The organism is Cupriavidus oxalaticus (assembly GCF_004768545.1).
Lineage (GTDB): Bacteria > Pseudomonadota > Gammaproteobacteria > Burkholderiales > Burkholderiaceae > Cupriavidus > Cupriavidus oxalaticus_A.
Genome location: NZ_CP038634.1, coordinates 2,207,133 through 2,233,124, shown reverse-complemented (window position 1 = coordinate 2,233,124; position 25,992 = coordinate 2,207,133). Strand labels below are relative to the sequence as shown.

The window sequence follows — 25,992 nt, the reverse complement described above, 5'->3', positions numbered from 1 at the left end:
AGTCTGCGGCGCCGACATCGCAGCCTCGCTGCACCCTGCCTGCGCCGCGCGAGACACAACCATGATCCACATACTCGATGAAATCGTGCTCGCGCCCCGGCACCTGGCCACTGTGCTGAGCCTGCTGGAGAGCCAGTACCTGCCCGGCAGCGCCGCCAGGGGCCTGGCGCTGCTGCAGCGCTGGGTTTCGCCACCGGTGGCGCTGGAAGATGCACCCAATACGTTGTGGCTGCTGTGGCAAGTGGCTGATGCGCCAGCCTATTACGCCATGCGCGCCAGCATCGACGCTCCGGCCCTCGCCTTCTGGTCAACAGTCAGCACGCTGTGCGATACCCGCCGCCGCCATGTGATGGCCGATGCGGCATGTGGCCTGCCCCAGCGCAAGGAGCCATGCGATGCGGCATGAGACAGCGCAGATAAGAATTCACCCCGGCATCTGCACCGGGGCGAATACACAGGAGCAGGCACTGCTTGCCGGGATCGAAACCCTGCCAGGCCTGCGCCAGGTTGCGATTGGCCGGAACCTGGCGGGAAGCTGGGGCGCTGGCGACTACACGCTCGACCTGCAGTTCGACCCGGTGGCGTCCTGCCCGCCCGGCCACGACCCCGGCCTGGCTGCCGCGCTGGACGGCCTGGCAGAGGTGGATCGCGTGGCCTACAGCCCGATCTCGGACGGACTGCGGGCGCCCCTGTTGCGCCAGGGGATCTGGCGCACGCTGATGTTCCGGGTCAGGCCCGAAGCACCTGACTGGCAGGTCCGCGGCCTTGAGCAGGACCTGCTGCGCATGCCTGGGTACATGCCCGGCATCCTCAACTGGCGGCTTGCCCGCGTCCTGTCGCCCGGCACATGGACCCACGTCTGGCAGCAGGAGTTCGCCAGCGCAGAGGACCTCCTGGGCGAATACCTGATGCACCCCTTCCATTGGGGCCGCGTCGACCGGTGGTTCGACCCCGAGTTTCCCGAATGGACAGTCCAGGCGATCTCCCATGCCTTCTGCCCAATCGAAACCAGCCTGATTGCCAACCACAACCGCACAGAGGAATACGCGCCATGACCGGACACGGGAAACTGACAGGAAAGATTGCGCTGGTGACCGGCGCCAGCCGCGGCATCGGCCGCGCCATCGCGCAGCGCTTCGCGGCCGAGGGCGCGCTGGTAGTTGCCACGGCCCGCCGCGCAGGCCAGTCAGAGGACGAAACCGATACGCTGGCCGAGACAGTTGGCCGGATCAGGCAGCAAGGGGGCCGTGCCATGGCACTGGCGGCAGACCTGGAGGACCCCGAGCAGCGCGACAACCTCGTGGCACGAGCAGCAAGCGCGGCGGGCGGCCTCGATATCCTGGTCAACAATGCTGGCATGGCGGAATACAGCCGCGTCGAAGCTATGCCGCTGGAAGTATTCGACAAGACGGTTGAGCACTACCTGCGCATTCCCTTCATGCTCAGCCGTGCAGCGATCCCGCTGATGCGCACGCGCGGCGCGGGGTGGATCATCAACCTCGGCTCGGTCACCGCCCTGTCGCCCTCACACCCGTATTCAGACTTTGACCGCGCCGGCGGCGTAACGGTGTACGCCGCGGTCAAGGCCGCCATCAACCGGTTCACCGAGGGCCTTGCCGCGGAACTGGAGGGCGAGAATATCGCCGTCAACGCCGTAGCCCCAAGCACGGCGATCCGCACGCCTGGCAGCGCGCGCTATATCCCGGACGGCTATCCAACCGAACCGGTGGAGTACCTGGCGGAAACAGCGCTTGCACTCTGCAGCGTTCCAGCCCGCCTGCGCACCGGCCACATCGCCCATAGCCTGCACTTTCCCCTGGCGCACGGGTTGAACGTTCGCACGCTTGATGGCCAGGGCACGCTGCCACCGCCCGTGATCCCGCCGTGGGCACACCCTGGTTTGAACCACGAAGACCTGTCCGCAAGATAAGCGATGGAGAAAAGCATGCGCGCTGTCGTCATTGACCGTACCGGCGGACCCGACGTACTCAGGTTTGCAGACGTCCCGAGGCCGGAACCCGCTGCCGGCGAAATCCTGATCCGCGTCGCTTGCGCCGGCGTGAATCCAGCCGACTGGAAATGCCGTGAAGGCTATCTGAGCCGCTTCATGCCATACCGCTTCCCGTTCGTGCTCGGCTTCGATGCCAGCGGCGTCGTGGCGGCCGTGGGAACAGGCGTCAAGGATTTCGTCCCGGGCCAGCGCGTGTTCGCGCAAACGGAGGTTGGCGCAGGCAAATGGGGCTCCTATGCAGAGTACGTTTCGGTCTCTCGGGATTGCGTGGTCCCGATCCCCGAGAACCTGGGATTTGCCGAAGCAGCCGCCGTCCCGACACCGGCGCTGGCGGCCTGGACGGGACTCTTCGACGAAGGCGGACTCAAGCCAGGCCAGACGGTGCTGGTGCATGGCGGTGCCGGTGCGGTCGGCACGTTTGCTGTGCAACTGGCAACCGCAGCCGGTGCCACTGCCGCTGCCACCTGCAGCGCGGCTCGCCGCGACGAACTGAGAGCGCTCGGCTGCGACCTGGCGATCGACTATCGCGGCGACATCGCTGCCGCCATGCAGGCATGGGCGCCCGCTGGTGTCGACCTGGTTCTGGACACCGTTGGCTGCGGCACCCTGCCGAACGGCATGGACTTGCTCAGGCCCGGCGGCATCCTTGTCGCCATCCTGACACTGGTCAATGGCGACAACGGCCCGGACCCGGCCGACGCCGCTCGGCGCGGCATGCGCACCGCAGTGGCCTACAGCAAGATGCGAAGCGGCGCGCGGCTGCGCGAGATCGCGTCGCTGATCTCAAGCGAGCGCTTGCGGCCGCCTCGCATCGCATGCCTGCCGCTGGAACAGGCGGGACGCGCACTCGACCTGGTCCAGTCGGGCAAGGCGCCAGGCAAGCTGGTGCTGCGTATCGCCGAGCTGAGCAATGCCTGATCGCAGGCCGTCCCGCGCCAGCCCGTCAGCCCGATGCCGGCGCACGACCATCACGCCATTGAAATCGGAGGAGAGATAATGAAAAGCAAGACCTTAGTGCTGTGCACGATAGCCGGTGCGGTGCTAGCGGCCTCACAGTTGAACGCACCTTCCCTTGCCGCGATGACGCCCGACGAAGTCAGGCGCCTGGACGGCCCGCTCACGCCGATGGGTGCCGAACGGTCCGCCAACAAGGACGGCAGCATCCCCGCGTGGAGCGGAAAATGGCAGGCCGCGCCCGCGGGCCTGACTTTCCGGCCAGGCGACACCTACCCTGACCCCTACGCGTCGGAACAACCGCTGGCGGTGATCACGGCCCAGAACGTGGAGCAATACCGTGCTCACCTGAGCGACGGGCAGCTCGCCATGTTCAGGCTGTACCCGACGACATTCAGGATGGCGATCTACCCCAGCCATCGTGACTTCCGCTATGGCGATGCCGTCTACAAGGCGATCCAGCACCACGCCGCCAGGACGCAGCTGACGACGGACGCGAACGGCCTCAAGGACTATCCGCCCACCGCGCCGTTTCCTGTGCCCAAGAGCGGGCTGGAGCTGATGTGGAATCTCCGCTTCTCTTCCGCCATTGCCGAAGAATCAGCCGTCTACGACCAGGCAGTGGTGTATCGCGACGGCAAGATCGCATGGGGCAAGTGGAAATATGACATCTGGTCACCCGTCAACGGCGCCGCGTTTGAAAAAGGCTCGCCGCTGATCAACCGGACCTTCGCCCGCGTGGAAACCGAACTGCCTTTGCGCGAGCGCGGCAATATCATCGTCTCCCACAACTTCTGGGATCGCGAAGGCTCGGATACGGCCAGGACCTGGCAATACAATCCCGGCACGCGCCGGGTGCGGCAGGCACCCGAGTTCGGCTTTGACCAGCCGCTGGGGCCGGGCGGCTTCCGTACGGTGGACGACGATCGCCTGTTCAACGGCTCCGGCGAGCGCTATGAGTGGAAGATTATCGGCAAGCGGGAAATCTATATTCCGTACCACAACTACAAGCTGGTCGATCCTGGCGTCAGGTACGCCGAACTGCTGGGCCCCAACCATGCGACCCCGGAACTGGTCCGCTACGAACTGCACCGTGTCTGGGTGCTCGAAGCCAGACTGAAGCCAGGCTTCCGGCATCAGTATGCAAAGCGTGTGCTGTACCTGGATGAAGACACCTGGATGGCAGTGCTTGCCGACAACTACGATGCCCGCGGCCAGCTGTGGCGAACCAATATGCAATCGTCGCTTTACGCCTACGATGCGCGGCGCTACTACCCGGCGGTGGCGTTCTACCATGACCTTACGGCCGGCTCCTATCTGGCGGATCGGCTGACCAATGAAGGGAAGCCGGTACGCCTGAACAGCAGCCCGCAGTTTGGCGAAGCGTATTTTTCCCCGGATTCGATCCGGGGGGCGGGACACTGACGCCCCGGTCAGAAAGCCCTGCCGGTTGCGGCTAGCCATTGGCGTCGGCCGCAGCCTCCGGATTGGCTTCGCCGTCCCGGGTAGCGATCAATGCCTTCGGCGCCAGCGGGATCAAGGGGAGGATCAGTGCGTACACGACCGTAGTTGCGATCACGCACCACGTAAAGCCGTGCGCTGCGCCGGTGTTATAGATCCATGAGCCCAACAGGTCGCCGGCGCGCGCCGAGAGCGCGAGAACACCATCGACCAGCATCATCAGGGTCCCTTGCAGGCCCGGTGGACACGACCGCATCGCAAGATCGAAGTATGCCGCCGTGGCTAGCCCGCCCATCAGCCCTATTGGTGCCGCCAATACCAGCGCGAGATCGGCTGACCGAATAAATGCCAGCGGAATCATCTGCGGCACCGCGACGATCGTCCCCCACCACAGAAGCTTGTTCAGCGATACCTTCTTGCATAGCACGCCATACAGCAGGAATGTCGGGATAAACGCGGCAGCGAAGATCCCGTTGTAGTACGAGTAGACGGAATCCGATGCATGCAGTTCATTGGCCAGGTAGAACTGCAGCGGTGTGGCCGCCCCTGGCGCGAAGTTCCACAGAAAGCAGATAAGCAGCGCCGGATAGACGGCCTTATGCTTCACCAGCCGCCTGACATTCCCGACGAAATCCGCGCGCCTGGCTTGCGGCTTGTCGTACGTATTACCGAAGACGGTGGCGGGATTCCAGAGCCCGAACACCGCAATCAGCAAAGTGACCATCGCCACCAGCAAGAAGGCCTCTTGCGGCGCAAGATGATCGGACACGTACCCGGAAGCGAACGCACCCGCCACGACGGGAACGGAGCTGACCACGTTCGACAGCGCACTCAGGCGCCCGGACATGAGCTTTTCCTGGCCCACCAGCGCGATCAACCCCTGGTAGGCGGCGGCGGTAAACCGGGACGACAGCATTGCCAGCAGCATCCCGACGAGCAGTCCAGTGTATGAGATGCCCGCAAACGCCATCCAGACGAATGCCGCCGCGGTGATGGGAGCGAAAATCAGGAAGAAGCCACGGTCGCGCAAACCCAGCGGATTCCAGTGATCGCGCGCGAGGCCAAAGGCAAATGCGATGTACACGGGGATTCCGGTAACCAGCCGGAATGTCGAGATCTCCGTCGCCGTCGCGTGCAACTCATTCTTGAGCAGGTACGACGCCTGGATATCAATCAGGTAGCCGGCCGGCGTTGCCAGATGGACAATCAACGTCAGCCAGCCGAAGTACAGCAGGGTCCGGCTATTGTCCTCGGGGCCATCGTGATCGGAAGCGGCCGGCATCATCGGAGCGCAGCGAAAGACTGGAAATTCGATCCTTGCCGGATTGCCGGCGAGAACTGCCCGCAAAGCCACATCTTCAGTCCGGCGTCGGCCGGGTCCTCGCCATCAGCGTGGACAACAGCTCCCGGCCAATAGCTCCCGGATCTGGGGTGGCGTCGTCCTTGCAAGGATAGTGCGCTAGCCAGGCCCGAACGCCCGACGCTGCGCGACCTAATCGCCACCGAGCGCGGCCTTCCGCACACCACGGCCGATGGTGTGCTTATTTCGACTCCAAAGTCGGAGGTGCCACGGGCTTGCCAACAAGGCTTCGAGAGGCGAACAAATCGCCTTAAATGTATCCCTTTTAGGGAATTACCCTCGCTTTCTTGTTTGCGAATTTCGGACACGTAGGCAAAACAGCTACGCGACGGTATTGTGGAACCGATGTCTATTAAGTAAGCGCATTACGAAGAAAACGCTTCGACGGGCGCTGGTGCAGCAATGATTAGAGCCTTACAGATCCGATCCGCCACCACTGCGGACCTGCCTGGAATTACCACGGTGCTAGACAAATGTGGATTGACGCAGAACGCTTCGTGGTCTCCGGATATGTTCCACATTGCGTTAATGGACGGGCGCATTGTCGCCTGCGCCGGAGCGGAGCGGCACGCGAAAGTCATAGTCGTCTGTTCAGTTGCGGTACTGCCCGGATATAGGGATCGCGGTATTGCCAAGCACCTGGTGTCTGCCGTTCTGGTGCGGGCACGTGCAGAGGGCTGCGAACGCGCAGTCCTTGCTACCGCAAAGTGCCCCGGCTTCTTTTCTCGTTACGGCTTTTCCCTCGTCGCTACGACCTCCCTGCCCGTCAGTGTACGGAATTCGCATACCCTGACGTCGCCGGGGATGCCAGCGGGAGTCTGCATGCAATGCGAATTGAAATAGACTTGCGCGCAGGCAGATCAATTGTCCCGGCCCTGTTCCGGATTTCCAGTGTCGCGGTTCGCGACAGGCCGGCGAACATAATCGGCGACACTCCCCGCCTGGCCGCCTCAGGTTGCTGCGTTGGCCAAACGAATGGCACATTTCTCGCTCTCTTTCGCAGCATCCCACTGCGGGAAAAAGGTGATGGCACCTCATTGAAGGATTTTTTCGGCTCGGCCGGCGCGCTACGGGATATCGCGCTACCAGGGCGTCGATTGCCTGGGTCGACGACTACCGCATCGCGCGCCGCCGGCGTAGCCGGTCAGCCAGCTTGCGACGCACCCAGGGTTTCGCGTTTGATCTTCCTGGCCAGCGACCATTTGTGGACTTCGGTCGGGCCGTCGTAGATCCGGAACCCTCGTACTTCGCGGAAGATCTGCTCGACGATAGTGTCGCGTGACACGCCCATCCCCCCCAGGATCTGCACGCAACGGTCCGCCACACGGAACAGCGCTTCCGAGACGGCCACCTTGGCCATCGAGCTTTCCGCGGTCCCCGACGAACCGCCGTCGAGCACGCCCGCGCACCAGTCGATCATCAGGGCGGCCTGCTGAAGGTCGATCAGGTTATCGGCCAGCATGAAGCCGACGCCTTCATGGTCGATCAGCAGCTTGCCGAAAGCCTTGCGTGTGGTCGCGTACGCGCGTGCGATCTCGTCCGCCCGCGCGGCGCCGCCGAACCAGCGCATGCAATGCGAAAGCCGCGCCGGCGACAGGCGAACCTGCGCATAGCGGAAGCCCTCGTTCGCCTGGCCCAGCACCTGGCTGTGCGGCACGCGCAGGTCATCGATCACGACCAGCGCATGTCCGCCGGGCATGGAACTATCGATGGTGTCGATCAGGCGCTCGATGCGGATGGCCGGGTGTGGCAGATCGACCAGGAACATCGTGGCCTGCGCACGCTCGCCATCTCCCGTACGCGCCATCACGATGCCCACGGCTGCGCCTTCGGCACCGGTGATGAATTTCTTGCGGCCGCGAATCACCCATTCGTCGCCATCCCTCACCGCCGTGGTCTGCAGCATCGACGGGTCCGAACCGGCGCCGCCGTCCTCCGCGGGCTCGGTCATGAAGAACGCGGAACGCGCCTCGCCGCTGACCAGCGGCGCCAGGAATCGTTGCTGCTGCGCCGGGGTGGCCACCTTTCCCAGCAAGAACATGTTGCCTTCGTCGGGCGCCATCGTATTGACGGCAACCGGCCCGAGCGGCGACAAGCCCGAGCGCATGAGCACCGCGGCGGTCTCCCGCTGGCTCAGGTGCGAGCCGTCGGGGAGGATATGCGGCGTCATGACGCCGGCGGCGCGCGCCTTGTCACGCAGTTCGGCAACCAGTTCCGGCGATGGGCCATGGGATTCACAACGCGGGTCACGCTCGTAGGGCACGACCACATCGCGGACAAAGCGCTCGACGCGCTCGCCGATGCTGCGGCTTCTTTCGGTGGGATAGTCGGTGAGCAAGATGTCGGTCTCCTTACAGCGTATTGACCAGATGGCCGCCGTCGACGGCGATCACGGTGCCCGTCATGTACCGGGACGCATCCGAGGCCAGCAGCAGCAACGGCCCGTCGAGGTCCTCCTGTTGCCCGAGCCGGCGCTGCGGGATGCGCAGGATCAGCGCCTTGCCGGCATCGGTCTGCCAGAAGTCCCGGTTGATGTCGGTGTCGATATAGCCGGGGGCCAGGGCATTCACGCGGATGCCGTAGCGCGCCCATTCCAGCGCAAGCGTCTTGGTGAGCTGCACCACGCCGGCCTTGGAGACAGCATAGGACACTACGCCGCCCGCCTGTCGCAGCCCCAGGATCGAGGCGATATTGACGATGCTGCCACCGCCGCGTTCGCGCATGCCGGGGACCAGCGCCTGCGCGAGAAAGAACATCCCCTTGAGATTGGTGTCCATCACCACATCCCAATCGTCCTCGGCGTGCCCGAGCGCCGCGCCCTCGCGCACCAGGCCGGCATTGTTGATCAGGATGTCAACGGGCTCGATATCGCGCACGAGTGCCGCGCGCGAAGCGCCGTCGGTGACGTCGAGCGCCACGCACTGCAGGCGCGCATCCGTTCCGATCTTTTCCGCGACGGCTTTCAGCGCGTCAGTACGGCGCGCGGCAAGCACCACCTCGGCACCGCGCGATGCCAGGACCTGCGCACAATGCGCGCCCAATCCGCCCGACGCGCCTGTCACCAGCGCGCGCTTGCCCCGAAGATCCAGCAATGTGTCCTGCACGGTTGTCTCCCGATCCATTGGATATGAGGATCAGATTGTAGGATGATTTCATCCCATGTCAACGTCCGACAGCTTGCTGTTAGAATGCCCGCGTGACGCCTGCGACATCTTTCCCTCCTTCTTCCCCGCCTGCCGACACCGGCGAGCCTGACCGGAGCGCCTCCGCCACCGTCTTTTTCGGCATCATTGGCGGGCTGGAGCTCGGCAGCTTCGTGCCCGGCCAACGGCTGGTCGAAACCGATCTGGTGACGCAATTCGGCGTTGGCCGCAATTCCGTGCGGGAAGCCTTGCAGCGGCTTGCCGCCGAGGGCATCGTCGAATTGCCCCGCCATCGCGGCGCGGTCATCCGGCGGCTGACCATGCAGGACACCCTGGATGTTCTCGACGTGGCGGAGCGCATGATGGGACTGCTGGCACGCGCGGCAACCCGCGGTTGTGCCGATCGCAACCATGCCCAGGCTCTGCGCGCCACGGTTCAGCAGTTGGCTGCCGCGGAAAAAGCGCACGCTACCGCGGCATTTGCGGGCGCGAGGCGGCAGTTCTACCGGACGCTGCTGGAAATGGGCGGCAACCGCGAGCTGATTCGCCTGTTTCCCACCATCCAGATGCCGATCGTCCACGCCCAGCATCGGCTCGCGTCGCTCCAGCAGATGCGGCTGGCGGACTACCGGCGCATCGCGACGGCCGTGCTGGCAGGCGAGCCGGACGAGGCCGAAGCCACCGGGGTGGCGCATGTCAGGAACGTGCGGCAGGCGATACTGGCCGAACTTTCCGCGTAGCCGGGCATCCGCCAATCGCCCGCCGGATTCCCGCTTACTTGCCGTAGTTCGTCCTGGTTCGCTGCGAAGCGCCGCGTGCCGCCTGACGGCACGATTTTTGCGCCGACCAACTGATCACAGTACGGCCACGAGGCCAAGGGAACCGGCATTTCGCGGACAAGAACGCGCAGATCGGGCAATCCGATGCAGGACCCGGACGGCCGCCCACTCAGTAATGGAAGCGTCCTGTACAAGGAGCAATACCATGGAGAAGGAACTGAAATTCGAACTGGCGGCAAATCAGGGCGCTGCCATGCGCGAATTACCTGCGCTCCTGGATGTGGAACCGGATTCGCAACAGGAACAGGCTCTGGAGAGCGAATACTTCGACACTCCGGACTTCCTCCTGCGGCGAAACGGAGCCGATCTGCGTGTCCGCCGCAATGGCGACCAGATCACGCAGACCCTCAAGTCGTCCGGCGAGCGGCGCGGCGGATTCTTCGAGCGCGAAGAGTACGAGTCCGCGCTGAAAGAGACGAAGCCCGATCTCAAGGCCTTGCGGGCTGCAGTGCCGAAGTCTTCAGCACTCTCTCATCTCTTAAAGAACGGATCGCTGCCGGATCAGCTGGTTCCGATTTTCCGAAGCACGGTCACACGGAAGTTGTGGACGCTGAAGCTGGAAAGCGGCGAGGAGATAGAACTCGCGCTGGACAGCGGGAAAATCACAGCGGCGGCGCAGGCCCGCACCTTCTCCGAGCTTGAACTGGAACTCAAGCAGGGCGAGCCCCGGCGCCTTAGCGAACTCGGGCTGCGACTCATCGACAAGCTACCGATGAGCCTGAGCATGCAGAGCAAGAGCGACCGCGGCTACGACTTGCTGGTATCTGGCGACCGCTCGGCGGTCAAGGCACGGCCGATCGCACTGAAAAGGAATGACACGGTAGAGGAGGCCATCTGCAAGATACTGCAGAGCTGCCTGGACCAGGTACATGCCAATGCCCCGCTGGTAGCCACGGGACATTCACCCGAAGGCGTGCATCAGATGCGGGTGGGACTGCGCCGCTTCCGTTCCGCGCTCGACATGTTCGACGATGTGATCACGCTGCCGGCAGCGCTCGCCGATGAAGTGAAGTGGATTGCCGACGAACTCGGTGAATCCCGGGATTGGTATGTGCTGGCGCATTCGACGCTGCCGCAGGTTGACGCAGGCAAGGACAAGCGCGAGCAGATGGCGGAAACCAAAGCGGCGGCGGCCGAGATCGCGAAGGCCCGCCATGCCAAGGCGACAGCCGCGGTACAGTCGCCGCGCTACGCACGGGTCGCCCTTGCGCTCGATCACTGGATCACGGCGACCCCATGGCGCGATGCGTCCGACGACACACGCAAACAGCTTGGCAGGCCTGCTGCCGTGCTCGCCGATCGCGTCCTGCGCAAGCGTCATCGCAAGCTCGCGCGCCGGGGTCGAGGCCTTCACAAGCTCGATGCCCATCGCCGCCACCGCGCGAGGATCGCGGCAAAGAAGCTGCGCTACGCTGCCGAATTCTTCGCCGACCTCTTCAGGCAAAAGCGCCTGAATCCGTATCGGCGCGTGCTGGCGAAGCTGCAGGATGACCTGGGATGGGGCAACGATATGGCGGTGGCAGATGGCCTGTTAGGCCATCTGCAGCAGCACCATCGCAAGGCCTCCGCCGGCGCGAGCTACGCGCGCGGTTTCCTGGCGGCACGCGTGGCCGACGATCGGGACAATCAGCGAAAGCTGTGGAAGCGCTTCCGGAGCACAGGCCGACCAGTCGGACGACATTGACGGTTTCACGGCCGGCATTCCGCCTACGCGAGTTTTTCCGAACTCTCAAACTTGGCGAACACACGGGCCTGGACTGCGTCCATGACGGCCAGGACCTGCGGATCGGCAGGACCACTGGCCGTGACGCCCGTGGCCTTCTTGGGCTTCGCGCCCAGTGGATAAAAGACGAAAACCGTGTCGAACCTGCCTGCCGACTCCTTTTTCAGGCGCCGGTTGAGCGCTTTCAGATACCGCTTCTTGATGGTCTTGGACATAGGCTTCACGGCTCCCTGTCATTTGTCCTGGCTTACGACAGCTCTATTCACATTCATCCGGGAACGTCGCATCAGGCAAGAATTTGTGCCGGGCGTGTACCTCGTTGCACTGGCTCCTTGCGCAATTTGTGCATTGCACCGCGAAGCGCTCGATGGCTGCGTTCGTCAGCCAGGTGGAACCAGCGTTGCTTTTGGCAGCCGGCCACTGCCGATCAGGACGATAAGATCGTCCACGCGGGCTTCGGCCAGGGCAAAGGCATCCGCTTCCGCCATCGACGGCCGTCCCGCACGAAAGACTGACTGCTGCATTCCCACCATCGTGTGTTGACGGACAAGCACGAATCCCTGGTGCTTGCCGTTGCTTAGTGGCTGGGTATAAGCCTTGAACTCATAGTAGCCAGCGCGCCTGTGGCTTTCCATCATGACTTGTCCTGCTGGCGCAAATAGAGTCCGCCAGCACGCGGGGCGGACTCCGGCTCAGCATTGATTCCTTGAACGGATCGATAACCTGGGGGAGCCGCCCGAACAGGCATGCGCGACCAGAGCGGTCGCTGCCCGTTGCCCCCTGCGGCTATCGTATGGTTTAACGTTAGCATATTGTGGCCTGGCGGGAGCCACTCCCGAAGAAGTAAGGTGCGGCGCGGCTCGTGCTCGTACAGCTGTTCGCGCAAGTTGCCTGGCCCAGGGACGAATGTCAGGTGGACAGTTGTTCTGGCCGAACCTAATATTTCGTCCAGGCAAGTCGGGTCCCCGATGCTGCCTTGCCAGAAGGGTGTCATCGGCCTCGGGCCGCCCGCTCACTGTTGTTGGAACGGTGCTGCACTGCAACGACCGGGTAGAGTCACGAGGCGCTCCGCCAGGCGGACGCCCACACGGGCCGGGTCAAGCGCTAGCCGCGTGAGCAAGTGTCACGAGGCTGAGGGGGCACTATGAGGGCAGAGGACGACGATCAGGTTGTCGCGAGCATTTCACTCAAGACGGGCTTCCCTGTTGAAGTTGTGAAGAAGTGCTACCTCGCGGCACTGCTGGAACTCAGGGCGGATGCGCGAGTTCATATCTACCTGTCGCTATTTGCGGCAAAGCGCGCAGTTGCTTTGCTTCGTCAGGCAGATTCCGAGCGGGAGAGCCAAGGCTCGCCCGAGCGAGAGCCTGCCCGCACGCAGAGGCCGCCAGGCAGTCTGTTGCCGCCCGGAGGCGCATTCCACAGCCAGTCCTCTTCAGAGTCGGACCGAAGCGTATCCGATGCCCTCGAACTCGGCGGTCACGAGGTCGCCCTCGGACGCCGGAAGGATGCCGACCCACGTGCCGGTGGTGACAACCGTACCAGCCTCCACGCGCCGCCCCTCTCGCGTGGCATGGCGCAGCCACGCCAGCAGTCCGTAAGCCGGATCGCCCATTGAATGGGTGCCGCGGCGCTCGATCGCTTCGGCGCCGATGTTTACCCGGCAACGCTGCGTTGCCCAGTCCCGGTCTGCATAGGCTTGCCACTCCCCGAGCACGAGTGCGCCATGGGACTGCAAGTCGGCAAGCTTCAGCAGGGCCGGCGCCGCGAGGCCTTGCTGCCAGCGCGAATCGACCACCTCGATGGACACCGCCATTGCGTCAACCAGCGCCGCCGCGCCGGCGTAGTCAAGACCGGCAGCTTGCGCCGCGTCGACACTGGCCCCGAGCCGCAGCGCGATTTCGGCCTCGATGCCGCGCCATGTGAATGGCCAGTCGCCGGACTGCGCGGGACTGGCCCAGACGCCGGCTGGCGGGAGCCGCGCATGCGTCAGCGTGGCGTCACGCGAGGCGCCTCCTGATTTCCAGTACGCGGTGCCGGCGTCTTCCCAGGCCAGCGTTCGCGCCACGATCGCCTGAACGGCATAGGCCTGGTCCGCATTTTCAAGCGCGGTGGCGATAAGCTCCGCGTCGGCGCAACGGCCCTCGCGTCGCGCGGAGAGCAGCGCCTGCGCAACCCGGTCAATGTTGGATGAATTCATGCCTTTTAGGGTCTCATTGAGAATGATAAACATCGGACGAGGAGCCGCTCGCCCCAGCGTGCCCACAGCGCACGCTGGGGGGAACGGACCGCCCTTACAACCTGCTTGCACTGGCTGCGCTCTCGCCGACTGCCGTGCCGGTTTCATCATCGGCGGCCGTCTCGCCCATCGCACGCCCGAAAGTCTCGGGCGCGAACTGCACGCTCAGCGCGAACACCGCATACATCGCAGCGAGCATGCTGAACATGCCGCCAACGCCGTAGCTTTCAAACACGCGGCCGCTGATCAGCGGCGTCAGCGCTCCCGCCAGCGTGCCGAGGGCCAGGATCAGTGAAGTGCCGAATGCACGCACGTGGGTCGGATACTGCTCCGGCGCAAAAATCCAGATCGAGGTATTCAGCAACACCACGCAGAACGTAAAGGCAGCACCGAACAGCAGCACCAGCGCTACGTTATACGTCAGGAAGCCGAAGCACAGCCCCGCCGCGCAGGCCAGCCCTGCGCCGAACGTCAGCACACGCTTGCGCGGAAAATGGTAGCCACAGTATGACGCCGCCAGCGCCCCGAACAGGCTGCCGCTCTGCATCACCATCGTAAAGAGAAAGCTCTTCGAGATGGTGTAGCCCTGCGACATCAGGATGGTCGGCATCAGCGTCAGCACCGAGATCTGCGCGCCATAGGTCATCGATACCGCGATGCCCAGTGCGATCGTGCGGCGCCCCAGCCGGCCCTTGAAGATATCGCTCAGGCCCACCCTGGTGCGCGGGGCGTCATCGTGCACCGCAGCCTTGATATAGGATGTCGGCTCGCCGCGCAGCTTGCCCAGGCGGCCGGATGCGAGGACGGAGAGCACCCGGTTAGCTTCGTCCACGCGCCCCTTGGACAGCAGGAAGCGTGGCGTTTCCGGGATAAAACGCCGGTAGAACACGACGAAGAACGCCGGCAGCACCAGGCAGGCAAACAGCCAGCGCCAGCTGTCCGGCCCCGGGAACATGGCGAATACGGCCAGGCCGAACGCCGGTGCGAGCATATTGCCCAGCCCGCCGCTGCCAACGCTGACCATGCCCACCGCGGTGCCGCGGAATCGCGTCGAGCACAGTTCGGCCAGCATGGTCACGGCAATGGATATCTCGCCGCCCAGGCCGATGCCGACAATAAAGCGGCCCGCTGCCAGCACGCCATAGTTCGGTGCCAGCGCGCAGATGATGGCGCCCAGCGTGAACAGAAGCAGGTTGGCGCTGAGCATGGTGCGCCTGCCGTAGCGGTCCGCGATATAGCCGGAGCCGATGCGTCCGAGCGCGGCAGCACTGAAGGTCAGGGTATTCAGGAAGCCGATTTCGGCGACCGATATGCCCCACTGCTCTCGCAACATGGGCCCGATCAGGCCGACGGCGTTCTGTTCAAACACGTCGAACATCACCCCCAGCATGATCAGGAAAATGATCTTCTTGTGCGACGCCGTTACGCCGATGCCGTCCATGGCCCGGTCGAGTTCGTGCTGCTGTGGGGAATTCGGCGATTGAACTACGGTTTCTGCGCCCATCTTTGTCTCCTCCTCGTATCGAGGTAGTCGTCGCGGTGTGCCCGCGACCTGGTCGACGCCATGTCTGGCCGGCGTTTGCAGAGCAGCGATAAAACTTCGTTCCGACGCGTGCCGCTATTCCAGGGCGGGTGTCGATTGCGGCGGCCGGCGGGCGCGCAAGGCCTGCTCCGCGGCATAGGCGAGCCGTATCAGCACGGGTTCCGTGTAGGGGCGGCCAAAGAATTCCAGCCCGACCGGCACCCCCTGGGGTGCATTGCCGTCCGGCGGCGAATACCCGGCCGGAATGACAATGGCCGGAAATCCGGTGGCCGACGCGAGCACGCCATTGCGCTCTGCCTGGGTCTCGCCAACCGGCACGACCAGGCGGCGCTGGTGCGGAAACACCAGCGCGTCAAGCCGATGACGCGCCATCAGGTCCAGCAGTCTCTCCCGCAATGCCTGCTGGCGCTGCAGGCGCTCGCGGTACTCCCCTTCCCGCCCGCTTAGCGCGGCAGCGGTATCCAGCGTGCCCGCCACGCTCGGATGGACATTGCCCGCGGCGATAATGTCCTTCATGGAACGAACCGGCACTCTTGATGAAGTGCGCTGCAGGTAAGCGTCGAGATCGCGCTCCATTTCGTAGTGGTGCACCAGCGTGGTGGCCAGCAACTCGTCCGGGCTGATGGCGTCTTCGATTGCGACTAGCCCGGCCCCCTGGGCAGCGATAACGGCAAGCGCCGCCTGCATGACTGCGTTGACAGGACGGTGCACCGCCTGGTCGCCAAAGAAGTGGCGCAATACGCCGATCCGCGCGCCTTTGAGTCCGTCGCGGTCAAGGCTGGCGGCATAGCTCGCCGGAATGTGGGGCGCGCCGGCACTGGTGACAGGGTCGGCCGGGTCATGGCCGGCAATGACATCGAGCAGCCGCGCCGTGTCGGCGACGGTGCGGGTGATCGGGCCAATGGTGTCCTGCGTCAGCCCGCACGGGACCAGCCCCGCCCTGCTGGTCAGTCCCATGGTCGGACGCAGGCCGACAAGGCCATTTGCCGACGCCGGCGAGCGGATCGAGTTGACGCCGTCGGTGCCGATGCCGAGCAAGCCGAAGCTGGCGGCAATGCCGGCGGCGGTGCCTCCGCTGGAGCCGCCGGGCGTGCGTGTCAGGTCATAGGGGTTCAGGGTCTGGCCGGACAAGGTGCTGACGGTCTCGCCACCGGACGCCAACTCGTGCAGGTTGGTCTTGGCCAGTACGATCGCGCCCGCTTCGCGCAGGCGGCGGATGACAAAGGCATCGTCGGTGGAGAAATTGTCGCGCAGGCAGGCGGCACCGGCAGTGGTTGCCATGCCGGCACACTCGATGTTGTCCTTCACCAGCACCGGGATGCCGTGCAGCGGCGCCAGCGCCTGCGCCGGATTGCGCCCGGCCTGGGCGTCGATCCGTCCGGCCTCGTCCAGCGCGTGCGGATTGCATTGCAGGATGCTGCGCAGGGCGGGACCGTGCTGGTCATAGGCCGCGATGCGGTCCAGGCATGCGCTGAGCAGCTGGCGCGCCGTCAGCCTGCCGTCGCGCATCGCGGCATGCGCATCGGCAACGGTGGCTTCCACCACGCTGAACGGCGCGTGCTGGCCCGGCCCGTCCGGCACCGGTTCATACGAGTTTGTCATGAGGGGATCCATGCGCCGGCAAGGGCGCGAAAGGTTGGCGAAGTGAGCGAGAGGCGGGGCTGCGGCACGGTGCCGGCGCCCCGCTTTGCCTGGCTATCGGTTGACCAGCCGGGCGGGTATTGTCCAGATGCAGAAGGCGCCCAGCAGCAGCATCCCGGCGATCATGTAGTACGCGCTGTTGCCGCTCTGGGTCACGTCGCGCAGGTAGCCGATCATGTAGCCGCTGGTAAAGCCCGCGAGGTTGCCGATCGAGTTGCTCATGGCGATGGCCGTGGCTGCCGCCGCGCCGCTGAGGAAGGCCGTCGGCAGCGACCAGAACAGCGGCGTGCAGGTCAGGATGCCGGCTGCCGCGATCGACAGGAACACCAGCGACAGCGCGGTGTTGTGCATCACCCAGGGCAAGGCCAGGAAGCCGATCGCACCCATCATGCACGGGATGATCAGGTGCCAGCGGCGCTCGCGATGCTTGTCGGCACTGCGCCCGAAGAAATACATCGAGACGATCGCCGCCATGTAAGGAATCGCGCTCAGCAAGCCGATATGGAACGGGTCGCTGACCCCGGTGGACTTGATGAAGGTGGGCAACCAGAGCGTGATGCCATACTGCCCCGTGACATAGCAGAAGCAGATCAGGCTGATCAGCCAGACGCGCGGATCGGTGAAGACCTTGCCGACGCGTGCCTGCGGGTCCGCCGCCTTGACATCCTCGGTCTTGGCCAGCTCGAGGACCTGCTTCTCCTCGCCGGTCAGCCACTTGGCCTTGGCAATGGAGTTGTCCAGGTAGTAGAAGCAGAAGCATCCCAGCAACACCGCCGGCACCGCCTCGATAAAGAACATCCATTGCCAGCCGCCCCAGCCGGCCACGCCGGCCATGCTTCCCATCAGGTAGCCGGAGAGCGGGTTGCCGATGATGCCTGACAGCGGCGATCCCATGCAGTAGATGGCCATGATCTTGGCGCGCCGGTGCGACGGGTACCAGCAGGACAGGTAGTACACGATGCCTGGCGTGAAGCCCGCTTCGGCCAACCCCAGCAGGAATCGCAGCGTGTAGAACTGGGCTGGCGTCTGCACGAAGGCGAAACACGCGGAAAGGATCCCCCACGTGATCATGATCCGGCCGATCCAAACCTTGGCGCCGAACTTGTGCAGGGCCAGGTTGCTGGGCACCTCGAACAGGAAGTAGCCGATAAAGAAGATACCGGCGCCCAGCCCGTAGATGGTTTCGCTGAAGCCCAGCTGCTGCGACATCTGGAGCTTGGCAAAACCTACGTTGACACGATCGAGATAAGCGATCAGGAAGCAGACCATCAGGAATGGCACCAGCCGCCAGCTCACCTTGCGATAGGTCGCGTCCTCGAACGACCTGATCCTTTCTCCTGCCTGCAGGGTTGTATCCACAGCGTCTCCTCTCTTTTTTTGTCAGGTACGGCAGTGCTGTGCTGATCCGTTGCGATCAGCCTGGCGGGGGGGCGCTGCGCATGCGCTGCGCCCGCCCCCGCCCCGGATGGAGGTGGCTGCGTCAGGCAGCAGCCTGGAGCGACAGCGGCGTGGTGTGCGCGGCGAGATAGTCCATGGCGGCAGCCGTGCCGCTAGCGACAACCGGCACACCAGAGATCTTCAGGCCCATTTCGCAGCCGGCCAGTGTCGCCATCAGCGTCAGGTCGTTGCAGTCGCCCAGATGGCCGATGCGGAACATGCGGCCCTTGACCTTGCCCAGGCCGGCGCCGAGCGACATGTTGAAGCGCTCGTAGATGTTCCTGCGCACCACGTCGGCATCGATGCCGTCGGGCATCATCACGCCGGTCAGCACCGGGCTGTAGACGGCGGGGTCCGCGCACTGGATCTGCAGGCCCCAAGCCTTGACTGCGCGGCGGCAGGCTTCGCCCAGGCGCTGATGGCGGGCAAAGACGTTGTCCAGCCCCTCTTCCAGGATCATGTCGAGGGCTTCGGACAGGCCATAGAGCAGGTTCGTGCTGGGCGTATAGGGCCAGTAGCCGGTGCGGTTCATCTCGATGATCTCGTCCCAGCCCCAGAAGCTGCGCGGCAGCCGGGCCGTGCGAGACGCTTCGATGGCCTTGGGCGACACCGCATTGAAGCTGATGCCCGGCGGCAGCATCAGGCCCTTCTGCGAGCCCGATACGGTCACGTCCACGCCCCACTCGTCATGGCGGTAGTCGGCCGACGCGAGCCCCGAGATGGTGTCGACCAGCAGCAGCGCGGGATGTCCGGCAGCGTCGATGGCGCGGCGCACGGCGGCGATATCCGACGTCACGCCGGTCGAGGTTTCGTTGTGCACCACGCACACGGCCTTGATCGCATGCGCGCTATCGGCGCGCAGCCGGGCTTCGATCATGTCGGCCTGCACCCCATGGCGCCAGCCCTCCACGCCTGGCAAGCCAAGGAACTCGGGCCGGATGCCGAGGTTCTCGGCCATCTTCTTCCACAGCGTGGCGAAATGGCCGGTCTCGAACATCAACACGGTGTCGCCGGGGCTCAGGGTGTTAGACAACGCCGCTTCCCAGGCCCCGGTGCCCGAAGCCGGATAGATCACCACCGGATGTTCGGTCTTGAAGATCTTCTTGATGCCATCCAGCACCTTCAGGCCTAGCGCGCCGAATTCCGGCCCACGATGATCGATGGTCGGGTAGCTGATGGCGCGCAGGATGCGATCGGGCACCGGGCTCGGCCCAGGGATCTGCAGGAAGTGGCGGCCAGCGGGATGGAAGTTGAGATTGAGCATTTGACTCCTCCGATTGAGTTTTGAATGCAAAATACTTTAGCAGAGGAAATCGTGAGAAATCGGCCTGTCCGAGCTAGCGTTTACCCGCCATAAACCCGGTATTACAAGGGTTTACGCGGGAATTACACGGATTTTTGAGTTTCCGTGATGTGTCTGCTAGAATCGCATGCAAACGCGCGTAAGGAATTTTGAATGCCAAAAGAAGACGCCCGCGGCCTGGATTCGCCAGCCCCGGTCCTGCCCAAGCTCGAACGCCAGCGCCTTCATGACATGGTGGTGGCGCACCTGCGGACATTTATCGTCGAGGGGGTGCTGGAGCCAGGCCGCAAGCTCAATGAACGGGAATTGTGCGAGACCCTCGGCATCTCGCGCACGCCGCTCAGAGAGGCACTGAAGGTGCTCGCCGCCGAAGGGCTGATCGATATCTCTCCCAATCGCGGCGCGACCGTATCCCGGCTGTCGACGGACGAAATACTGGATACCTTCGAGCTGATGAGCGGGTTGGAAGCCTTGTCGGGCGAACTGGCCTGCGCGCGCATCACCGCTGTCGAACTGGCGGAAATCAAGGCGCTTCACTACGCGATGCTGGCGTGCAGGGCAAACGAAGACCTGCCCGGCTACTACAACCTGAATCACCAGATCCACGACCGCATCAACCTTGCGGCACGCAATATGGCACTGCGCCAGACCTATCTGTCAGTGAACCGGAAGCTGCAGGCACTGCGCTTCCGTTCAAACTACCAGAAGCCGAAATGGGACAGCGCCATCCATGACCACGAAGAGATGCTGGTGGCCCTGGAAGCCCGCGATGGCAAGCGGCTTGCCGCAATCCTGCGCCAGCACCTGCTAGACAAGCGCGATGCCGTGCTGCTGATCCAGGCGGGCGCGGCCAGCGGCATGCCGCAGGCCTAGTACCAAGGCGAAGATCAGGCGCCGTCGTTTGGCGGCTCGCCTCCTCTCCCACGAGACACAGCATTGAACTTGCCGGCATCATCGACGGCTACTGACAAGTCCAGGCCCATGCGTATCGCCCTCCTGAATCCCAATTCCAGCCAGCACATCACCGACCGCATGCTTGCAGAAGCCAGGCGGGCCACCGGCGACGCGTGCGAGATTTTCGGCCTGACCAACGCCGCAGGTCCCGCGGTTATCCGGTCGCGCGTGGACAATGCCGCTGCAATCGATGGCTTGCTGAAAATGGCCCGGACGCTGGATGCCAATGTCGAGGCCGTGATTCTGGGGGTTTCGATGGACACTGCCCTTCATGCATTGCGGCAGATGCTTGAGGTCCCTGTTGTCGGAACGACCGAAGCGGCCCTGGCAACGGCAAGCATGATGGGCGGCAGGATCGGACTGTTGACCGTCGGCCGCGCCTTGACGCCGTTGTACGGAGAACTTGCGGCCTCATACGGCTATGCCGGGCGCGTGGCCGGTATCCGCGGCATCGAAACGGCAGCGCCATACGGCGCCGGACTTGCGCAAGAAGTCGGCGCAATGATGCGCGATGCCATCACTTCGCTCAGCCGGGACGACGGCGCGGACGTGGTCGTCACCGTGGCTGCCGCATTGTGCGGCTATGTCCCGGCGGTTGCCGCGCAGGCAGACGTGCCGCTCCTGGACGGCATCGCTTGTGCCGCCGTGCAGGCAGAGGCGCTCGCAAAATTAAGGCCACGCAAGGCCACCTACGGCAGTTTTGCCGCGCCCGGCCACTGAATCAAATCAGGATGCCGCCGTCTGCACAAGCTCGTCGACGCCAGGCTGTTCTTTCGTCCGGCTCTGACTGGTCTTGTTGACGCTGCCCTCCGGAGCGCACTCGCTCGGCATAACGCCTTGGTTGCGAAGGTGGGCGGCGACCGTCTCGCACCAATTGAGCAACTGGTGCTTGTCGAGATCCGCGACTACGTCTTCACCGAAGAGATTCGAAAGCTCAAGCGCGACTCCTGAAAATTCGGCGCCGTCGTCCCGAATGGTCAATACCCCGTCGCCATCCTGGTCGCACATCTCTATCCTTGTGGCAGACATATCCGATACCTCCTGGAGCTTCGTAACCGTCACTTGACTGGTGGCCGCTACTTCAGGCAGTTGCTCGCCTGGCCGGCGTATCAATGCTAGAGGATCGGCTTCCCTGCGACCAAGGGGAGTAACGGGCCTCGCGGTATTCCGCATGCCCGGGGTGGCTTGGCCGCAAGGATCGCCGGCGCGGCGCTAAATCGACGCAGACTTTTCTTGCATCCGTCCGGATACTGTATATATTTACAGTAACTGTATGGATGAACAGTAGGAGTCTGGCCATGGAACACCTGATCCGCGTGCAAAACGACTACGACCGCCAGGTGCTCGCCTGGCTGCGCGGGCGCATCGGCGATGCCGCGCTGCAGACCGTGGCGCTGCGCCTGGGCCGCGAGCGCAAGCCCTACCTGTCGACGGTCTGCCGCAGCCTGGGCATCCGCCCGCCCGGCCGGCGCCAGTTCGCCGCCGAGGCCGCGCGCATGCACCGGACCGTTGGCGACCAGTACCTGGCCCGCATCCGCGAGATCCTGGGCCAGCGTCCGGGCGATTCGGCCAGGGATGCCGCTTGCCGCTAAGTCTCGCCGGCGCGCGACCAGCCCCGCTGCCAATGTGGCGCGGGGCTTATTCTTTTGGTCCGGCCAGCGCACTATCCGCAGCCTTGCCGGCGTGCGACTGACTATGATCAGAGTTATGCGACCGCCCTTGCGCGGCGCTCCGACACAACCACCGGACACTGTCATGAGCAAGATCGGCTTTATCGGGCTTGGCGTGATGGGCAAGCCCATGGCGCAGCACATCGTCGACGGCGGGCATACCGTGTTCGCCCATACCCGCAGCGGCGTGCCGCAGGACCTGCTGGATGCTGGCGTGCAGGCCTGCAGCAGCGCCGAGGAGCTGGCGCGGCAATCGGACACCATCATCCTGATGCTGCCCGACACGCCGGATGTGGAGCAGGTGCTGTTCGGCAAGGAAGGCGTGGCCGACGGCCTTGCCGAGACCGCGGGCGGCGTCACGGTGATCGACATGAGCTCGATCTCGCCGATCGCCACGCGCGAGTTCGCGCGCTGCATCGAGGCGCTGGGCGTTGACTATGTCGATGCGCCGGTGTCCGGCGGCGAGGTCGGCGCCAAGGCCGGCACGCTGTCGATCATGGCCGGCGGCAAGCAGGAAGTGTTCGACCGCGTGCTGCCGCTGCTGCAGCTGATGGGCAAGAACATCGTGCGCGTAGGCGAAGTCGGCGCGGGCCAGGTGGCCAAGGTGGCCAACCAGGTGATCGTGGCCCTGACCATCGAGGCCGTCGGCGAGGCGCTGGTGCTGGCCGCGCGCGCCGGCGCCGATCCCGCGCGCGTGCGCGAGGCACTGATGGGTGGCTTTGCCAGTTCGCGCATCCTCGAGGTCCATGGCGAACGCATGATCAAGCGGACCTTCGACCCGGGCTTCCGCATCGCCTTGCACCAGAAGGACCTGGAACTGGCGCTGTCCACCGCACGCCAGCTGGGCGTGGGACTGCCGAACACTGCCTCGTGCCAGCAGCTGTTCAATGTCTGCGGCGGCCTGGGCGGTAGCGGCTGGGACCATTCCGCGCTAGTGCGGGCGATCGAGCACCTGTCGTCGTTCGCCATCGGCGACACGCCGCCCGCGGCCTAAGCCCAAGCCGCTCTGTCTAGCGTGCATACACCCCTGGCGCGCATGCCGAGTGCGAACACCATCCTGCTGACCACCCTGGCCATGCTGGCCTTCGCCGGCAATTCCCTGCTATGCCGGGTGGCGCTGGAAGGCACCACCATCGACGCGGCCAGCTTTACGCTGGCGCGCGTCGCCGCAGCGGCGGCGGTGCTGTGGGTCATCGTGGTGGTGCAGCACCGCGTGCTGCGAGCGGACACGGCAGCAAGGTTTCCGCCGCTGGCCGGCAACTGGGTCTCGGCGCTGGCGCTGTTCTGCTACGCCGCGGCGTTTTCGTTTGCCTACCTGCGCCTGGGCGCCGGCACCGGCGCGCTGCTGCTGTTCGCTGCCGTGCAGGCCACCATGACGGGCTACGGGCTGGCGGCCGGCGAGCCGCTGCGCATGCAGCAATGGATCGGCCTGGCGCTCGCGCTTGCCGGGCTGGTATGGCTGCTGCTGCCGGGACTGGCCACGCCGCCGCTGTTGTCGTCGCTGCAGATGATCCTGGCTGGCGTCGCGTGGGGCATCTATTCGCTGCACGGCAGGCGCAATGCCGATCCGGTAACGACCACGGCCGGCAATTTCCTGCGCGCGGTACCGCTGGCGCTGGCGCTGTCCGCGGTGATGCAGGCGCAGCGTTCGCTGGATCGTGCGGGCCTGGTGTACGCGCTGCTGTCCGGCGCAGTGACGTCCGGGCTTGGCTACGTGGTCTGGTATGCGGTGGTGCCGCGCCTGCGCGCGGCCACCGCCGCGACGGTGCAGCTGAGCGTGCCGGTCATCGCCGCGGCGGGCGGCATCGTGCTGCTGGGTGAAAGGCTGACGCTGCGGCTCGCCGTCAGCGCGGTAGCCGTGCTCGGCGGCATTGCGCTGGTGATCGCCGGCAAGGCCCGCGGAGCACGGGTGCTGCGCTAGGCCGCGCTAGGCCGCGCCGGCGTCGATGCGCGCCACCCCTTCGCCGAAACCGCCGCCATGGAACACCAGCGGCGCACCTGGCGCTGTGCCATAGGCCACCACCTCGACCACGAACACCACGTGGTCGCCGAGCGAGCGTACCGAGCGGTGCCGGCAGATGAACGTCGCCAGCGCGCCGGCGAGCAGTACCGTGCCGCACGGCCCGGGGCGGCAGTCGACGCCGGCAAAGCGGTCGACATCACGGTCCGCAAAGCGCCGGCACAAGGCCAGTTGCCCGCTGCCGAGCACGTTGATCGCATGGCAGGGCGCGGCGCGCAGCGCCGGCAGGCTGCCGGAAGCGCGCGCCAGGCACCACAGCAGCAGCGGCGGCGCGAGCGATACGGAAGTGAAGGCGTTGATCGTCACGCCCACCGGCAGGCCCTGCGCATCCGCGGCGGTCACCACCGTCACGCCGGTGGCGAACTGCCCGAGCGCGTCGCGCAGCGCGCGCCGTGCCCGGACGTCGTGGCCCATGCCGCCGGAGGCCCCGCCCAGGTCATCGCAGCCGCTGTCGTTGCAGGCCTCGGTGGCAAACGGCAGCGGGGCTGGTGCGGGCATCATTGCGCGGCCTGCCGCACCTCGCCGGGAGGCGCATCGATATCCAGGCCCAGCGCCATGCGCCCCGCATACTCCTGCTGGGCACCGGCCTGCAACGGATGGAAGCGCGCGCCCTGCGCATCGCGGAAGCGGCGCTCCAGCCCGGCGTCGCGATAGAAGCCGGCACCGCCGGCCAGGTCCATGGCCGCTTCCACTGTCGCCAGCACCGCGCGCGCCGCCAGCGTACGCCCGCACATGATGCGGTTGGTGGTCACCGCACCCGGCGCCTGGCCCGCCGCGGCGTCGAACATCGTATCCAGCGCCATGCGCGCGGCTTCCGCTTCGTTGCAAAGGCGGCCGGCCGCTTCCACCGCATGCGCGTTCAGGCGCCGCTGCCGCGCCAGTTGCAGCGCAATGTCGCGCGCTGCCTCGGCAATGCCGACGTAGACCGCATAGATCAGCGGCAACGCGATCATCGAGACCGTATGCATCATCGGATGCCAAACACCTTGCGGGCGGCGCGCGGCGATGGCGGTGTCGGGCACCAGCACGCCTTCGAGCATCACATCGTGCGAGCCGGTGCCGCGCATGCCGAGCGTGTGCCAGTTCGACATCACGCTCACACCGGGGGTCTTCATGGGCAATGCGAAATGCAGCACGGTTGGGCCGGATTCGGGATCGTCATACACCGCGCAGGTCATGAACAGGTCAGCTACCGGCGCGCCGCTGGCGAAGATCTTGCGCCCGTCCACGCGGAAGCCGCCATCGACGCGCGTGGCCTTGCCGCTGCCCTGCAGCCAGTCCGAGCCACCGCTGCCCAGCAGCACCATCTGCTCGCCCGCCACGCGCTTGAGCAGTCCTTCCACCGGCGCCTTCTGGTTGCGCCAGCGCCATGCCGCGGTGGCTACCGGGTGCGTGTGCATGGCAAAAGCCAGCGCGGTCGATCCGCAGTACTTGCCCAGCTCGCGCAGCACGCTGCCCAGCTCCTGGTGCGACAGGCCGGCACCGCCCAGTTCCTGCGGCACGGCGGCGGCAAAGAACCGGTGCGCGCGCAGGTCGTCGTAGTTCGCGCTGACGAACTGCCCGCTCGCGTCGATCTCGGGGGCGCGGGTGTCGAAGGTGCGGCCCAGCGCCGCGGCAAGTGCGAGCCAGTCGGCCTGCGCACCTGCGCTGGCATCGGGGGCGGTAACTGTTTCCATGGTGTTGTCTCCGGCTTGTCT

The 25,992-nt window shown here is 65.1% G+C and carries 26 protein-coding genes and 1 pseudogene; 14 read left to right on the top strand and 13 right to left on the bottom strand.

Annotation, left to right across the window (positions count from 1 at the left end; translation table 11 throughout):
- The first annotated feature begins 61 nt into the window (after positions 1 to 61).
- From E0W60_RS10055 to E0W60_RS10035, 5 genes are all read left to right on the top strand, one after another.
- Complete coding sequence (locus E0W60_RS10055) at positions 62 to 406, top strand: hypothetical protein (protein ID WP_133095387.1); 345 nt, start codon at positions 62 to 64, stop codon at positions 404 to 406.
- Positions 396 to 1,055, top strand: a complete 660-nt coding sequence (locus E0W60_RS10050; protein ID WP_135703823.1) for a Dabb family protein — start codon at positions 396 to 398, stop codon at positions 1,053 to 1,055. The genes E0W60_RS10055 and E0W60_RS10050 overlap by 11 nt, the downstream gene beginning before the upstream one ends.
- The gene (locus E0W60_RS10045) at positions 1,052 to 1,930 is read left to right on the top strand and encodes an SDR family NAD(P)-dependent oxidoreductase (protein WP_135703822.1); all 879 of its coding nucleotides are present in this window, start codon (positions 1,052 to 1,054) and stop codon (positions 1,928 to 1,930) included. The genes E0W60_RS10050 and E0W60_RS10045 overlap by 4 nt, the downstream gene beginning before the upstream one ends.
- A gap of 15 nt (positions 1,931 to 1,945) precedes the next feature.
- Positions 1,946 to 2,929, top strand: coding sequence for an NADP-dependent oxidoreductase (locus tag E0W60_RS10040; RefSeq protein ID WP_135703821.1), 984 nt, complete (start codon positions 1,946 to 1,948; stop codon positions 2,927 to 2,929).
- A 78-nt stretch (positions 2,930 to 3,007) separates the two neighbouring features.
- A complete protein-coding gene (locus E0W60_RS10035) occupies positions 3,008 to 4,390 on the top strand; it encodes a DUF1329 domain-containing protein (RefSeq protein ID WP_135704029.1) in 1,383 nt (460 codons plus the stop codon).
- 31 nt (positions 4,391 to 4,421) lie between these two features.
- Here E0W60_RS10035 and E0W60_RS10030 read toward each other — a convergent pair whose 3' ends face one another.
- Positions 4,422 to 5,708, bottom strand: a complete 1,287-nt coding sequence (locus E0W60_RS10030; RefSeq protein ID WP_135704028.1) for an MFS transporter — start codon at positions 5,706 to 5,708, stop codon at positions 4,422 to 4,424.
- Between the two features lie 480 nt (positions 5,709 to 6,188).
- On the opposite strand from E0W60_RS10030, the gene E0W60_RS10025 reads away from it, so the two are divergent.
- Positions 6,189 to 6,629, top strand: a complete 441-nt coding sequence (locus E0W60_RS10025) for a GNAT family N-acetyltransferase (RefSeq protein WP_135703820.1) — start codon at positions 6,189 to 6,191, stop codon at positions 6,627 to 6,629.
- Between the two features lie 301 nt (positions 6,630 to 6,930).
- Here the strand turns inward: E0W60_RS10025 and E0W60_RS10020 are convergent, their stop codons facing one another.
- Both E0W60_RS10020 and E0W60_RS10015 read right to left on the bottom strand, forming a co-directional pair.
- The gene (locus tag E0W60_RS10020) at positions 6,931 to 8,124 is read right to left on the bottom strand and encodes an acyl-CoA dehydrogenase family protein (protein ID WP_135703819.1); all 1,194 of its coding nucleotides are present in this window, start codon (positions 8,122 to 8,124) and stop codon (positions 6,931 to 6,933) included.
- A 13-nt stretch (positions 8,125 to 8,137) separates the two neighbouring features.
- Positions 8,138 to 8,908: an SDR family NAD(P)-dependent oxidoreductase gene (locus tag E0W60_RS10015; RefSeq protein ID WP_165971492.1), complete on the bottom strand. Its 771-nt coding sequence runs from the start codon at positions 8,906 to 8,908 to the stop codon at positions 8,138 to 8,140.
- Between the two features lie 74 nt (positions 8,909 to 8,982).
- On the opposite strand from E0W60_RS10015, the gene E0W60_RS10010 reads away from it, so the two are divergent.
- Positions 8,983 to 9,669 carry a GntR family transcriptional regulator gene (locus E0W60_RS10010; RefSeq protein ID WP_135703818.1) on the top strand — a complete coding sequence of 229 codons (687 nt, stop codon included), beginning with the start codon at positions 8,983 to 8,985 and terminating at the stop codon, positions 9,667 to 9,669.
- Between the two features lie 244 nt (positions 9,670 to 9,913).
- Positions 9,914 to 11,452, top strand: a complete 1,539-nt coding sequence (locus E0W60_RS10005) for a CYTH and CHAD domain-containing protein (protein ID WP_167884565.1) — start codon at positions 9,914 to 9,916, stop codon at positions 11,450 to 11,452.
- A gap of 23 nt (positions 11,453 to 11,475) precedes the next feature.
- Here the strand turns inward: E0W60_RS10005 and E0W60_RS10000 are convergent, their stop codons facing one another.
- Positions 11,476 to 11,706, bottom strand: coding sequence for a hypothetical protein (locus E0W60_RS10000; RefSeq protein ID WP_133095172.1), 231 nt, complete (start codon positions 11,704 to 11,706; stop codon positions 11,476 to 11,478).
- A 165-nt stretch (positions 11,707 to 11,871) separates the two neighbouring features.
- Positions 11,872 to 12,129 carry a hypothetical protein gene (locus tag E0W60_RS09995; protein ID WP_133095173.1) on the bottom strand — a complete coding sequence of 86 codons (258 nt, stop codon included), beginning with the start codon at positions 12,127 to 12,129 and terminating at the stop codon, positions 11,872 to 11,874.
- A gap of 506 nt (positions 12,130 to 12,635) precedes the next feature.
- Here E0W60_RS09995 and E0W60_RS38320 point away from each other — a divergent pair.
- Positions 12,636 to 12,749 (top strand): annotated as a pseudogene (locus tag E0W60_RS38320) (hypothetical protein); the annotation flags it as partial.
- Between the two features lie 174 nt (positions 12,750 to 12,923).
- On the opposite strand, the gene E0W60_RS09985 reads toward E0W60_RS38320, so the two are convergent.
- From E0W60_RS09985 to E0W60_RS09965, 5 genes are all read right to left on the bottom strand, one after another.
- Entirely contained in the window at positions 12,924 to 13,688 is a 765-nt protein-coding gene (locus E0W60_RS09985) for a fumarylacetoacetate hydrolase family protein (protein ID WP_135704027.1), read from the bottom strand.
- Between the two features lie 94 nt (positions 13,689 to 13,782).
- Positions 13,783 to 15,231 carry an MFS transporter gene (locus E0W60_RS09980; protein ID WP_133095175.1) on the bottom strand — a complete coding sequence of 483 codons (1,449 nt, stop codon included), beginning with the start codon at positions 15,229 to 15,231 and terminating at the stop codon, positions 13,783 to 13,785.
- 114 nt (positions 15,232 to 15,345) lie between these two features.
- On the bottom strand, positions 15,346 to 16,872 hold the full coding sequence (locus E0W60_RS09975) for an amidase family protein (RefSeq protein WP_135703815.1): 1,527 nt from the start codon (positions 16,870 to 16,872) through the stop codon (positions 15,346 to 15,348).
- A 93-nt stretch (positions 16,873 to 16,965) separates the two neighbouring features.
- Positions 16,966 to 18,270: an MFS transporter gene (locus E0W60_RS09970; protein ID WP_133095177.1), complete on the bottom strand. Its 1,305-nt coding sequence runs from the start codon at positions 18,268 to 18,270 to the stop codon at positions 16,966 to 16,968.
- Between the two features lie 121 nt (positions 18,271 to 18,391).
- On the bottom strand, positions 18,392 to 19,612 hold the full coding sequence (locus E0W60_RS09965; RefSeq protein ID WP_135703814.1) for a pyridoxal-phosphate-dependent aminotransferase family protein: 1,221 nt from the start codon (positions 19,610 to 19,612) through the stop codon (positions 18,392 to 18,394).
- 192 nt (positions 19,613 to 19,804) lie between these two features.
- On the opposite strand from E0W60_RS09965, the gene E0W60_RS09960 reads away from it, so the two are divergent.
- Together E0W60_RS09960 and E0W60_RS09955 are read left to right on the top strand one after the other, a co-directional pair.
- The gene (locus tag E0W60_RS09960) at positions 19,805 to 20,524 is read left to right on the top strand and encodes a GntR family transcriptional regulator (protein WP_133095179.1); all 720 of its coding nucleotides are present in this window, start codon (positions 19,805 to 19,807) and stop codon (positions 20,522 to 20,524) included.
- Between the two features lie 108 nt (positions 20,525 to 20,632).
- The gene (locus E0W60_RS09955; protein ID WP_133095180.1) at positions 20,633 to 21,325 is read left to right on the top strand and encodes an aspartate/glutamate racemase family protein; all 693 of its coding nucleotides are present in this window, start codon (positions 20,633 to 20,635) and stop codon (positions 21,323 to 21,325) included.
- Between the two features lie 6 nt (positions 21,326 to 21,331).
- Here the strand turns inward: E0W60_RS09955 and E0W60_RS09950 are convergent, their stop codons facing one another.
- Positions 21,332 to 21,613, bottom strand: a complete 282-nt coding sequence (locus E0W60_RS09950) for a hypothetical protein (protein ID WP_133095181.1) — start codon at positions 21,611 to 21,613, stop codon at positions 21,332 to 21,334.
- 290 nt (positions 21,614 to 21,903) lie between these two features.
- Between E0W60_RS09950 and E0W60_RS09945 the strand changes: the two genes are divergently transcribed.
- The 3 genes from E0W60_RS09945 to E0W60_RS09935 all read left to right on the top strand — a co-directional run bounded on the left by E0W60_RS09945 (position 21,904) and on the right by E0W60_RS09935 (position 24,196).
- Complete coding sequence (locus E0W60_RS09945; RefSeq protein ID WP_133095182.1) at positions 21,904 to 22,197, top strand: hypothetical protein; 294 nt, start codon at positions 21,904 to 21,906, stop codon at positions 22,195 to 22,197.
- A gap of 163 nt (positions 22,198 to 22,360) precedes the next feature.
- On the top strand, positions 22,361 to 23,269 hold the full coding sequence (locus E0W60_RS09940; protein ID WP_133095183.1) for a 2-hydroxy-3-oxopropionate reductase: 909 nt from the start codon (positions 22,361 to 22,363) through the stop codon (positions 23,267 to 23,269).
- Between the two features lie 42 nt (positions 23,270 to 23,311).
- Complete coding sequence (locus E0W60_RS09935) at positions 23,312 to 24,196, top strand: DMT family transporter (protein WP_133095184.1); 885 nt, start codon at positions 23,312 to 23,314, stop codon at positions 24,194 to 24,196.
- 6 nt (positions 24,197 to 24,202) lie between these two features.
- Here E0W60_RS09935 and E0W60_RS09930 read toward each other — a convergent pair whose 3' ends face one another.
- Both E0W60_RS09930 and E0W60_RS09925 read right to left on the bottom strand, forming a co-directional pair.
- On the bottom strand, positions 24,203 to 24,796 hold the full coding sequence (locus tag E0W60_RS09930; protein WP_133095185.1) for a flavin reductase family protein: 594 nt from the start codon (positions 24,794 to 24,796) through the stop codon (positions 24,203 to 24,205).
- A complete protein-coding gene (locus tag E0W60_RS09925; RefSeq protein WP_135703813.1) occupies positions 24,793 to 25,971 on the bottom strand; it encodes an acyl-CoA dehydrogenase family protein in 1,179 nt (392 codons plus the stop codon). The genes E0W60_RS09930 and E0W60_RS09925 overlap by 4 nt, the downstream gene beginning before the upstream one ends.
- Positions 25,972 to 25,992 lie beyond the last annotated feature (21 nt).